Origin of the sequence: Burkholderia sp., assembly GCF_018375725.1 — a bacterium.
GTDB lineage: Bacteria > Pseudomonadota > Gammaproteobacteria > Burkholderiales > Burkholderiaceae > Burkholderia.
Genome location: NZ_JAHACR010000122.1, coordinates 1 through 11,326, shown reverse-complemented (window position 1 = coordinate 11,326; position 11,326 = coordinate 1). Strand labels below are relative to the sequence as shown.

Annotated in this window: 11 protein-coding genes; 4 read left to right on the top strand and 7 right to left on the bottom strand. The window is 66.7% G+C overall.

The window, feature by feature from the left end; translation table 11 throughout:
- The coding region (locus KH616_RS14365) for a bifunctional hydroxymethylpyrimidine kinase/phosphomethylpyrimidine kinase (RefSeq protein WP_292245519.1) at window positions 1-294 on the bottom strand (294 nt) is incomplete at its 3' end.
- Between the two features lie 79 nt (window positions 295-373).
- The gene (gene lplT / locus KH616_RS14360) at window positions 374-1,681 is read right to left on the bottom strand and encodes a lysophospholipid transporter LplT (RefSeq protein ID WP_292245517.1); all 1,308 of its coding nucleotides are present in this window, start codon (window positions 1,679-1,681) and stop codon (window positions 374-376) included.
- A gap of 218 nt (window positions 1,682-1,899) precedes the next feature.
- On the opposite strand from lplT, the gene alr reads away from it, so the two are divergent.
- The 3 genes from alr to KH616_RS14345 all read left to right on the top strand — a co-directional run bounded on the left by alr (window position 1,900) and on the right by KH616_RS14345 (window position 4,779).
- Window positions 1,900-2,970: an alanine racemase gene (gene alr, locus KH616_RS14355; protein ID WP_292245515.1), complete on the top strand. Its 1,071-nt coding sequence runs from the start codon at window positions 1,900-1,902 to the stop codon at window positions 2,968-2,970.
- 11 nt (window positions 2,971-2,981) lie between these two features.
- Window positions 2,982-4,358, top strand: coding sequence for a DNA repair protein RadA (gene radA, locus KH616_RS14350; RefSeq protein ID WP_292245513.1), 1,377 nt, complete (start codon window positions 2,982-2,984; stop codon window positions 4,356-4,358).
- A 154-nt stretch (window positions 4,359-4,512) separates the two neighbouring features.
- Window positions 4,513-4,779: a DUF2866 domain-containing protein gene (locus KH616_RS14345; RefSeq protein WP_292245511.1), complete on the top strand. Its 267-nt coding sequence runs from the start codon at window positions 4,513-4,515 to the stop codon at window positions 4,777-4,779.
- A 93-nt stretch (window positions 4,780-4,872) separates the two neighbouring features.
- Here KH616_RS14345 and KH616_RS14340 read toward each other — a convergent pair whose 3' ends face one another.
- Window positions 4,873-6,804, bottom strand: coding sequence for an ATP-binding cassette domain-containing protein (locus KH616_RS14340; RefSeq protein ID WP_292245509.1), 1,932 nt, complete (start codon window positions 6,802-6,804; stop codon window positions 4,873-4,875).
- A gap of 147 nt (window positions 6,805-6,951) precedes the next feature.
- On the opposite strand from KH616_RS14340, the gene KH616_RS14335 reads away from it, so the two are divergent.
- Complete coding sequence (locus tag KH616_RS14335; protein ID WP_292245507.1) at window positions 6,952-7,431, top strand: glutathione peroxidase; 480 nt, start codon at window positions 6,952-6,954, stop codon at window positions 7,429-7,431.
- 37 nt (window positions 7,432-7,468) lie between these two features.
- On the opposite strand, the gene cls is transcribed toward KH616_RS14335, so the two are convergent.
- The 4 genes from cls to KH616_RS14315 all read right to left on the bottom strand — a co-directional run.
- Entirely contained in the window at window positions 7,469-8,908 is a 1,440-nt protein-coding gene (gene cls / locus KH616_RS14330) for a cardiolipin synthase (protein WP_292245505.1), read from the bottom strand.
- A 105-nt stretch (window positions 8,909-9,013) separates the two neighbouring features.
- Window positions 9,014-9,928, bottom strand: a complete 915-nt coding sequence (gene prmB / locus KH616_RS14325; RefSeq protein ID WP_292245504.1) for a 50S ribosomal protein L3 N(5)-glutamine methyltransferase — start codon at window positions 9,926-9,928, stop codon at window positions 9,014-9,016.
- A 10-nt stretch (window positions 9,929-9,938) separates the two neighbouring features.
- On the bottom strand, window positions 9,939-11,078 hold the full coding sequence (dapE, locus tag KH616_RS14320) for a succinyl-diaminopimelate desuccinylase (RefSeq protein WP_292245502.1): 1,140 nt from the start codon (window positions 11,076-11,078) through the stop codon (window positions 9,939-9,941).
- 72 nt (window positions 11,079-11,150) lie between these two features.
- On the bottom strand, window positions 11,151-11,326 hold a 176-nt coding region (locus KH616_RS14315), incomplete at its 5' end, for an ArsC/Spx/MgsR family protein (protein ID WP_292245521.1).

Below are 11,326 nucleotides of genomic sequence, written 5' to 3'. Positions count from 1 at the left end.
GCGGCGCAGCGCGTCGCCGACCGCGCGCACGATGGCGGCATTCGCCAGCATGCCGATCTTCACCGCATCGACGCGGATGTCGTCGAATACCGCGTCGAGCTGTGCCGTCACGAATGCGGCGTCGGGTGCGAGCACGCCCGTGACGCCCCGCGTGTTCTGCGCGGTCAGCGCGGTGATCACGCTCGCGCCGTAGGCGCCGAGTGCGGAAAAGGTCTTCAGGTCGGCCTGGATCCCTGCGCCGCCGCCGGAGTCGGATCCGGCGATCGTCAGGACGTTGGGTATCGGATGCGTCATGCTGTCAAGGCGCCGGTTCGCGGAACCCGGCGCGGGCGGGATGGAAAGGGAGCGTGTAGCGGGGCGGGCGCGACGGGGCTCAGTGCTTCGATTCGCCGATCAGGGCGACCGAATCGAATTGCCGCTGATTCGCCTGGTGGCGGCGGATCACAAGCCACATCGTCACGCAGACGAACGTGCCGAACAGCACGATGACGACGCCGACCGGCACGTCGAGCCACACGAGCACCGCATACAGGCACAGCATCACGAGCACCGACAGGTTCTCGTTGAAGTTCTGCACCGCGATGGAGTGACCCGCCGACAGCAGCACGTGGCCGCGATGCTGCAGCAGCGCGTTCATCGGCACGACAAAGTAGCCGGACAGCGCGCCGACACACATCAGGAACAGGTAGGCGACCAGCAGGTAGGCCGGCACGCTCATCCCGCCGACATGCAGGACCCAGTTCGACGGGAACAGGTCGCGCGTATAGAAGGCCATCAGCATCACCGCGATGCCCATGATGATGCCGGCCGGCAGCACGGTCAGCGATTTCTTCAGCGGGATCCGGCCGGCGGCGGCGATCGCGCCGGCGGCGACACCGACCGCGACGACCGCCTGCAGCAGCGCGCCTTCGGACAGCGACATGCCGAGCGACACCTCGGCCCACTTCAGCACGATGAACTGCAGCGTCGCGCCCGCGCCCCAGAACAGCGTCGTGACGGCGAGCGAGATCTGGCCGAGCTTGTCGCGCCAGAGCGCCATGAAGCAGTCGGCGAAATCGGTGACGAGCTTGACCGGGCCGTGTTCCTGCTTCGGATAGCGGGCGCCGGTATCCGGGATGCGCAGGTTGAACAGGGCGGCGACCGCGTAGATGGCCATGATGATCGCCATCGCGGCTTCGGCCGGCGTGTTGATCCAGGCGGGGGTGTGCGCGATCACGTGCGACGCGATGTGCGGGCTGATCAGCGCGCCGCCGAGCACCGTGCCGAGGATGATCGAGCTGACGGTCGTGCCTTCGATCCAGCCGTTGGCCGCGACGAGGCGGTCAGCCGGCAGCAGCTCCGTGAGAATGCCGTACTTGGCGGGCGAGTAGGCGGCGGCGCCAAAGCCGACGATCCCGTATGCGATCAGCGGATGCAGGCCGAACAGCATGATCAGGCAGCCGATGACCTTGATCGAATTGGTGATGAACATCACGCGTCCCTTCGGACGCGAATCCGCGAACGCCCCGACGAATGCCGCAAGCACGACATAGGACAACACGAAGAACAGCTTGAGCAGCGGTGTCATCCAGTTGGGAGCGTGAAGATCTTTCAGCAGTGCGATGGCGGCGATGAGAAGCGCATTGTCGGCCAGCGACGAGAAAAACTGCGCGGCCATGATGGTGTAAAAACCTTTTTTCATCTGAAGCGATGCTTTCCTCGCTGCGGCTCGGCCGCGTAGGCCGCCTGATATGCGATCGGCTTATTCCGTTCGAAATGGGTTGTGCGCACGGCTTTATAACACGAAAATACGTCAATTCGGACTAGCAAGATTCCCCGATCGTTCCGCGAACTGTCGGCTTCGGTGCTCAAAAGGCACGGTAAGCTGCTGATTCGCAAGCGTCTTTACGAAAATTTCCCATGCCGCGCCCGATTTCCGCCACGATCCATACCGCCGCCCTCGCGAACAATCTTTCCGTCGCCCGCCGCTACGCCGACCAGTCCAAGGTCTGGGCGGTCGTCAAGGCCAACGCGTACGGGCACGGCCTCGCGCGCGCGTTTCCCGGCCTGCGGGGCACCGACGGCTTCGGCCTGCTCGACCTCGACGAAGCCGTCAAGCTCCGCGAGCTCGGCTGGGCCGGCCCGATCCTGCTGCTGGAAGGATTCTTTCGTTCGACCGACATCGACGTCGTCGACAGTTACAGCCTCACCACGACGGTGCACTGCGACGAGCAGCTGCGGATGCTGGAAACGGCGCGGCTGTCGAAGCCGCTCAACATCCAGCTGAAGATGAACAGCGGGATGAACCGGCTCGGCTACACGCCCGAAAAATTCCGCCCTGCGTGGGAGCGCGCCCGTGCGTGTCCGGGCATCGGGCAGATCACGCTGATGACGCATTTTTCGGATGCGGACAGCGATCGCGGCGTCGCCGAGCAACTGGCGACGTTCGAGCGCGGCGCGGAAAATATTGCCGGTGCGCGCAGCCTCGCGAATTCCGCCGCGGTGCTCTGGCATCCGGACACCCATTTCGACTGGGTGCGGCCGGGGATCATGCTGTACGGCGCGTCGCCGTCCGGCCTGTCCGCCGATATCGCCGACACCGGGCTGCAGCCCACGATGACGCTCGCGTCCGAGCTGATCGCCGTGCAGACCGTCGCGAAGGGCCAGTCGATCGGCTATGGCTCGACGTTCTCGGCGCACGCGCCGATGCGCATCGGCGTCGTCGCGTGCGGCTATGCGGACGGTTATCCGCGCGTTGCGCCGGAAGGCACGCCGGTCATCGTCGACGGCATCCGCACGCGGATCGTCGGCCGCGTGTCGATGGACATGCTGACCGTCGACCTGACGCCGTGTCCGCAGGCGAATATCGGCTCGCGCGTCGAACTGTGGGGTGAACAACTCCCGATCGACGATGTCGCGCGCCATTGCGGGACGATCGGCTATGAGCTGATGTGCGCGGTCGCGGCCCGCGTGCCGGTGCGTGCGGAATAAGGGCGCGTCGCGTGGCTAAGCAGAAGACGGTCTACGTTTGCAGCGAGTGCGGCGGCCAGACGCCGAAGTGGCAGGGGCAATGCCCGTCGTGCCAGGCGTGGAACACCCTCGTGGAGTCGGTCGCGGAATCGCCGTCGGCGCACCGCTTCCAGTCGCTCGCGAAGCGCGCGCCCGTGCAGCGCCTCGCGGATATCGAAGCGGCCGACGTGCCGCGTTTCTCGACCGGCATCGGCGAGTTCGACCGCGTGCTCGGCGGCGGCCTGGTCGCAGGTGGCGTGGTGCTGATCGGCGGCGATCCGGGGATCGGCAAGTCGACGCTGCTGCTGCAGTCGCTGGCCGGCATCGCGAGCGAGCGGCGCACGCTCTATATCAGCGGCGAGGAGTCGGCCGCGCAGATCGCCTTGCGCGCGCAACGACTCGCGCTGCTCGATGGCGGCATGCCGGCAGCCGAGCTGAAACTGCTCGCGGAAATCCAGCTCGAGAAGATCCAGGCGACGATCGATGCGGAGCGGCCGGACGTCGCGGTCATCGACTCGATCCAGACCGTCTATTCGGAGGCGCTCACCTCGGCGCCCGGCTCGGTCGCCCAGGTGCGCGAGTGCGCGGCCCAGCTGACGCGCATCGCGAAGCAGTCCGGCACCGCGATCATCATGGTCGGACACGTGACGAAGGAGGGCAATCTGGCCGGCCCGCGCGTGCTCGAGCACATCGTCGATACCGTGCTGTACTTCGAAGGCGACACGCATTCGTCGTTCCGCCTCGTGCGTGCGTTCAAGAACCGTTTCGGCGCGGTCAACGAACTGGGCGTGTTCGCGATGACCGAGCGCGGCCTGCGCGGCGTCGCAAATCCGTCCGCGCTGTTCCTGTCGCAGCACGAGCAGATCGTGCCCGGCTCCTGCGTGCTGGTCACGCAGGAAGGCACGCGGCCGCTGCTGGTCGAAATCCAGGCGCTCGTCGATACCGCGCACGTGCCGAATCCGCGCCGTCTCGCCGTCGGCCTCGAACAGAACCGGCTCGCGATGCTGCTCGCGGTGCTGCATCGCCATGCCGGCATCGCGTGTTTCGATCAGGACGTGTTCCTCAACGCAGTCGGCGGCGTGAAGATCGCCGAGCCGGCCGCCGATCTCGCCGTGCTGCTCGCGATCCATTCGTCAATGCGCAACAAGCCGCTGCCGAAAGGGCTGATCGTGTTCGGCGAAGTGGGGCTGGCCGGCGAAATCCGGCCGTCGCCGCGCGGCCAGGAGCGCTTGCGCGAGGCGGCGAAGCTCGGTTTCACCCTTGCGCTGATCCCGAAGGCCAATGCGCCGAAGCAGCCGGTCGAAGGGCTTGAGGTGATGGCGGTCGAGCGGATCGAACAGGCGATCGACCGCGTGCGCGGGCTGGAATGAGCGTCGCCGGGCCGGTGCGCGTGAAACCGCGCATTCGCGGATCCGCCGCGTACGCTGCGTAATTTGCCGTAAAGAATTTGTAGGGTTGTGTAACCCGCCGGACGTGGCTTTTCCCTATGCTTTGACGGTCTGTCGAACCGCGCAATGGGGATTGATGTTGAAACGGTCTGGACAAGCGCCGGGCGGGCGCCTCTACAATCTGCGCGGCTGCCGCGTATCGGATCCGATTCGGCCGCCGTGGGGCGGCGCTTGCCGCATCGTCGAATGGATCGATGACGAAGGGCGCATCGCGCGCCGCGTGGTCGCGGAAAATGTGACCGAAGCGGAAGTCGTCGCGGCGATGCGGCGGCCGACCGAAGGGCGCCGCCATCTGATGCGCGACGACGAACAGATGCCTCGCGATACGCTGCCGCGGCGCTGAGCGTCGCCGTTGCGGGACGTCATTGCCGCGGCGCCTGCGATCCGGCGTGACGGTGGCAGCGCGGCGGATCATGCCGGCCGCGCTGCCCGACGCTCAGCCGATCTGCTCGAGTGCTTCCTGTGCGCTCAGCCAGTCGGCCTCGATCGTTTCCAGCCGGGCATTGACATCGCCCAGCGTGCGGATCGCCTCGGTCAGTTCCGTCTTGCGCGCGGCCTCGTAACTCGCCGGATCGGCGACAAACGTATCGAGCCGTGCCTTCTCGGCGTGCAGCGCTTCCATGTCCTTTTCGAGTTTCGCGATACGCGTCTGCAGCGGCTTTTTCAGCTGCGACAGACGCTGCCGCTCCTCGGCTTCCTGGCGTTTCTGATCCTTGCGGTTGACGACCGGGCCGGCATCCGGCGCGGCGCCGTTGTCCGCCTTTGCGGCGGCGCGCTGCTCGGCCGCATGCTGCAGCAGCCAGTCGCGATAGTCGTCGAGGTCGCCGTCGAACGGCTGCAGCCGGTGCTTCGCGACGAGCATGAACTGGTCGGTTGTCGCGCGCAGCAGATGGCGGTCGTGCGACACGAGGATCAGCGTCCCTTCGAATTGCGCGAGCGCCATCGTCAGCGCATGGCGTGTCTCGAGGTCGAGGTGGTTGGTCGGCTCGTCGAGCAGCAGCAGGTTCGGCTTCTGCCAGATGATCAGGGCGAGGGCGAGGCGCGCCTTCTCGCCGCCCGAGAACGGCCCGACCGGGCTCGTCGCCATGTCCCCGGAGAAATTGAAGCCGCCGAGGAAATCACGCAACTCCTGTTCGCGCGTGTCGGGCGCCAGCCGCGAGAGGTGCGTGAGCGGCGAATCTTCCTCGCGCAGGGTCTCGAGCTGGTGCTGCGCAAAATAGCCGATCGTCAGGCCGCGGCCTTCGCGGACCTCGCCGGACAGCGACGCGAGCGTGCCGGCGAGCGTCTTGATCAGCGTGGACTTGCCCTGGCCGTTCGCGCCGAGCAGGCCGATGCGCTGGCCGTTCTGGATCGACAGCGACACCTGTTCGACGATCGGGATCTCCGCGCCGTCGTCGGCGTGATAGCCGCACCGGACATCTTCCATCACCATCATCGGGTTCGGTGCCGAGTCGGGCGTGCGGAATTCGAAGGTAAACGGCGACGCGATGTGCGCCGGCGCGATCAGCTCCATCTTTTCGAGCGCCTTCATCCGGCTTTGCGCCTGGCGTGCCTTGGTGGCCTTGGCCTTGAAGCGGTCGATGAAGCTCTGCAGGTGCTCGATCGTCTTCTGCTGCTTTTCGTATGCGCTTTGCTGCAGCGCCAGCTGTTGCGCCCGCAGCACTTCGAACTGCGAGTAATTGCCGCCGTAGCGCTTCACCTGCCGGTTTTCGAGGTGCAGCGTGACGTTGCAGACCGAGTCGAGGAATTCGCGGTCGTGCGAGATCACGACCAGCGTGCCGGGATAACGGTGCAGCCAGTCCTCGAGCCAGACGATCGCGTCGAGGTCGAGGTGGTTGGTCGGCTCGTCGAGCAGCAGCAGGTCGGAGCGGCACATCAGCGCTTGCGCGAGGTTCAGGCGCATCCGCCAGCCGCCGGAGAAGCTCGAGACCGGCTCGCGGGTCTGCGCGAGCGTGAAGCCGAGACCGAGCAGCAACGCCTCGGCGCGCGCGGGCGCGGTATAGCCGTCCGCGTCGGCGAACGCGGCATGCGCTTCCGCCTCGGCGGCGCCGTCGTGCGCGGCGGACGCCGCGGCGATCTGCGCCTCGATCTCGCGCAGCGCGGCGTCGCCGTCGAGCGTGTAGTCGAGCGCCGTCCGGTCGACGGCGGGTGTCTCCTGCGACACGTGGGCGATCCGCCACGACGGCGGCATCGAGAAGTCGCCGGCGTCAGCGTGCAGCTCGTCGCGCAGCACCGCGAACAGCGTCGACTTGCCGGCGCCGTTCGCGCCGATCAGGCCGGCTTTCTCGCCGGGATTGAGCACGAACGACGCTGCGTCGAAAAGCGGCTTGGTGCCGCGCGCAAGACTGAACTGATTGAAACGGATCACGGCGGAAAAGGCTTGGGCAAAAGCGCTATTCTAGACTGCGGCGCGGGCAACCGGCGCGGGCGGTCGGCACGGATCTGTCCGACGAGTCCCCGCCCAAACAGGATTTCGCCTAGACTCCATGCCGACGAGATTCCAAAGGAGGCCAGGATGTCCACACTGTATTCGTTCAACGCGACGTCGCTCGCCGGTGCGCCGGTGTCGCTCGACACGTACCGCGGCAAGGTGCTGCTGATCGTCAATACCGCGAGCGAGTGCGGTTTCACGCCGCAATATGCCGGCTTGCAGAAGCTCTACGACCAGTACGAATCGCGCGGCTTTTCCGTGCTCGGATTCCCGTGCAACCAGTTCGGCAAGCAGGAGCCGGGCGAGGCCGCGCAGATCGGCGCATTCTGCGAGCGCAACTACGGCGTGACGTTCCCGATGTTCGGAAAGATCGACGTGAAGGGCGGCAACGCGCATCCGCTGTATCGCTACCTGACCGATGAGGCGCCCGGCATCTTCGGGTTGAAGGCGATCAAGTGGAATTTCACGAAGTTCCTCGTCGACCGCAACGGCAACATCGTCAAGCGCTACGCGCCGTCGACCAAGCCCGACGAGATCGCGGCCGACATCGAGAAGCTGCTGTAGCGGAGGATGCCGCGCGGCCGGCTCCGACGCTGCGACGCTACAGGATCGGTGCGAACAGCCGCGCGATGTGCATGGCGACCTGCCGCCAGGCGGGGGACCGGCGGTATTCGCTGTCGTCGACCGGGCATGCCTTCTCGAAGTCGGTGACGAGCATCGTCTCGACTTCGTCGGCGAAGGCCCGATCGACGGTGACCACCATGATCTCGAAGTTCAGGCGGAACGACCGGTTGTCGAGGTTGGCGCTGCCGATTGCGGCGGTGTGGCGGTCGATCAGCACCACCTTCTGGTGCAGGAAGCCCGGCTGGTAGCGGAACACCTTGACGCCGGCATTGACGAGGTCGTGCGCATAGAGTTTCGACGCCTCGAACACGACGTAATGGTCGCGCCGGCTCGGGATCAGGATGCGCACGTCGACGCCGCGCATCACCGCGAGCTTGAGCGCCGCGACAACGGCCTCGTCGGGCACGAGATACGGCGTCGTGATCCAGATCCGCTCGCGGGCCGCGTTGATCGCCTCGACGAAGAACAGCGAACCGGTTTCCTGCTTGTCGGCCGGCCCCATCGGAACGGCGAGGCAATGCATGCAGGCGTCGGGCAGCGGGGCGGGCGGCGGCGCGAGCTTCGGCAGCGTCTGCGTCGCCCAGTGCCAGTCCTCGGCAAACACGTACTGGATGCTCGCCACCGCCGGACCGCGCACTTCGATATGCGTGTCGCGCCACGGCGACAGGCGCGGCTTTGCACCGAGGTATTCGACGCCGACATTGTGTCCGCCGACGAATGCGCAGGTGCCGTCGATGACGACGATCTTGCGGTGATTGCGGAAATTCAGCTGGAAGCGGTTGACGAACGTGCGCTTGGTCGCGAACGGATGCACCTCGACGCCGCCTGCGCGCAATGCGTCGACAAAACGATGGGGCAGGTCGAAGCTGCCGATGCTGTCGTACAGCAGGTAGCAGCGCACGCCGGCGGCCGCGCGTGCGAGCAGCGCGTCGCGCAGCATCCGGCCGAGCGCATCGTCGCGGACGATGAAGAACTGGATGATCACGTAGTCGCGCGCGGCGTCGATCGCCGACAGGATCGCCGCGAACGTCGCTTCGCCGTTGACGAGCGTGCGCACCGTGTTGCCCGCGACGAAGGGCATCCCGCCGAGCCGCTTGAGCGCATGCGCGGCGGGACGGCCGAGCGCATCGGCAGGCGCGCCGTCGGTCGAGTCTTGGTCGCGCCACGGCGCGGGGAAGGTATGCGAGCGCAGGGTCTCGGTCTTGTGACGCCGGGCGTCGACGTAACCGGAAAACTTGCTGCGCCCGAGGAACAGATACGGGATGAGCGTCAGGTAGGGCATCGCGGCGAGCGACACCGCCCATGCGATCGCCCCTTGCGAGGTGCGGGTATTCAGGATGGCATGGCACGCCGCCACCACCCCGAGTATGTGAACGACGAGGATGAGGGTGCCAAGGTGTAGCCAGTCGAGGGTCATAGGCGCGTGACGAACTCCTGGAGTCGCGCGGCGCGACCGCCGCTTACGCGCATCTTACCGAACCGCGCGGCGCAGCGCCGCGCGGTTCGGGCCCGCGGGGCAGCGTCAGCTCTTGCGCGGGAGGTCCGACGCCTGGATCAGGAACACGCTGTCCTCGCCGGCGCTGGTCGGCAGCCAGGTCAGCTCGAGGCCGCCGAACGCCGCTTCGACGTGTTCGCGCTCGTTGCCGATCTCGACGACGAGCACGCCGTCGTCCTGCAGCCATTTGTGCGCCTCGCCGATGATGCGGCGGACGATGTCCATGCCGTCCTCGCCGCCGGCGAGCGCCATTTCCGGCTCGTGACGGTATTCCGGCGGCAGCGCGGCCATCGATGTCGCGTTCACGTACGGCGGGTTGGTCAGGATCACGTCGTAGCGCGCGCCGGGATCGGTCGAACGGAACAGCGGCAGCGGCGCGTACAGATCGCCCTGATACAGCGAGATGCGGTCTTCCAGACCGTAATCGCGCACGTTGATGCCCGCGACCTCGAGCGCCTTGTCGGACAGGTCGACCGCGTCGATTTCGGCGTTCGGGAATGCGCTGGCCGCGAGGATCGCGAGGCAGCCGGAGCCGGTGCACAGCTCGAGCACCGCGCCGACCTGTTCGGGATCGGCGACATACGGCTGCAGCCCGTCGTCGAGCAGTTCGCCGATGAACGAACGCGGCACGATCACGCGCTCGTCGACGTAGAAGCGGTGGCCGTGCATCCACGCTTCCTGCGTGATGTACGCGGCCGGCACGCGCTCGGTCGCGCGCCGCTCGATCACTGCGAGCACGGCGTCGATCTCGTCCGGCAGCAGGCGCGCGTCGAAGAACGGTTCGAGCGTGTCGAGCGGCAGGTCGAGCGTGCGCAGTACCAGATAGGCCGCTTCATCATAGGCGTTGTCCGAGCCGTGACCGAATGCGAGCTTCGCTTTCGAGAAGCGTGTCACGGCGTAGCGCAGCAGGTCGCGGACTGTGGCGAAAGGTGTCGTCGTCATGCGGTCTCCGTCAGGCGATCAATTGTTCGAGTACGCGGCGGTACACATTCTTCAGCGGATCGATGAAACGCACGTCGATGTGTTCGTCGATCTTGTGGATGCTGCCGTTCGGCGGTCCGAACTCGATCACCTGCGGGCAGATGCGCGCGATGAAGCGGCCGTCCGACGTGCCGCCGGTCGTCGACAGTTCGGTCGTGAGGCCGGTTTCGGCGTGAATCGCCGCTTCGAGCGCGCTCGACAGCTCGCCGCGCGGCGTCAGGAACGGCAGCCCGCTGACCGACCAGTTCAGCGTGTAATCGAGCTGGTGCTTGTCGAGGATCGCGTGCACGCGCGCCTGCAGGCCTTCGACCGTGCTGGCGGTCGAGAAGCGGAAGTTGAACAGCAGCTCGGCGTGGCCGGGGATCACGTTGGTCGCACCGGTGCCTGCGCGCAGGTTCGATACCTGCCAGGTGGTCGGCGGGAAGTATTCGTTGCCTTCGTCCCATTGCTCGGCGGCGAGTTCGGCGAGCGCCGGCGCGAGCAGGTGGATCGGGTTCTTCGCGAGATGCGGGTAGGCGATGTGGCCTTGCACCCCCTTGATGATCAGCTCGCCGGACATCGAGCCGCGGCGGCCGTTCTTGACGACGTCGCCGAGTTCCTGTGTCGACGTCGGCTCGCCGACGATGCAGTAGTCGAGGCGTTCGCCGCGTGCTTCGAGCAGGTCGACGACCTTCACGGTGCCGTCCGTCGCGGGGCCTTCCTCGTCGCTCGTGATCAGGAATGCGATCGAGCCGCGGTGATCGGGGTGTGCCGCCACGAATTCCTCGGTCGCCACGACGAAACCGGCGAGCGACGTCTTCATGTCGGCGGCGCCGCGGCCGTACAGCTTGCCGTCGCGGTGCGCGGGGACGAACGGCGGCGACGTCCACTGTTCGAGCGGTCCGGTCGGGACGACGTCGGTATGGCCGGCGAATGCGAGCAGCTTGCCGTCGCGGCCGTCGGTGCCGCGCTTGACGGCCCACAGGTTGGTGACGCCGTGCGACGCGATAGTCTCGATGTCGAAGCCGAGCGCGGCGAGGCGCTCGGTCATGATCTGCTGGCAGTGCTGGTCGTCGGGCGTGACGGACGCGCGTGCGATCAGCTGTTCGGTAAGGGCTAGGGTGGCGGACATGGTTCGGACCACTTTCGATAAAAAATGCCGGCGCGGTGGCCGGCAGCGATGGCTTCGGGCGCCGTGCGGCGCTTATGCGGCGAAGAGCGCCGCGTATTGGTCGGCCGCGAAGCCGAGCGACTCGACGCGGCCGTCGACCACGAGCACCGGCCGCTTGATGACGGACGGCTTCTCGGTCATCAGCGCGATCGCGCCGGCTTCGGTTCCGGCCGACGCCTTCACGTCGTCGGCCAGGCCGCGCCACGTCG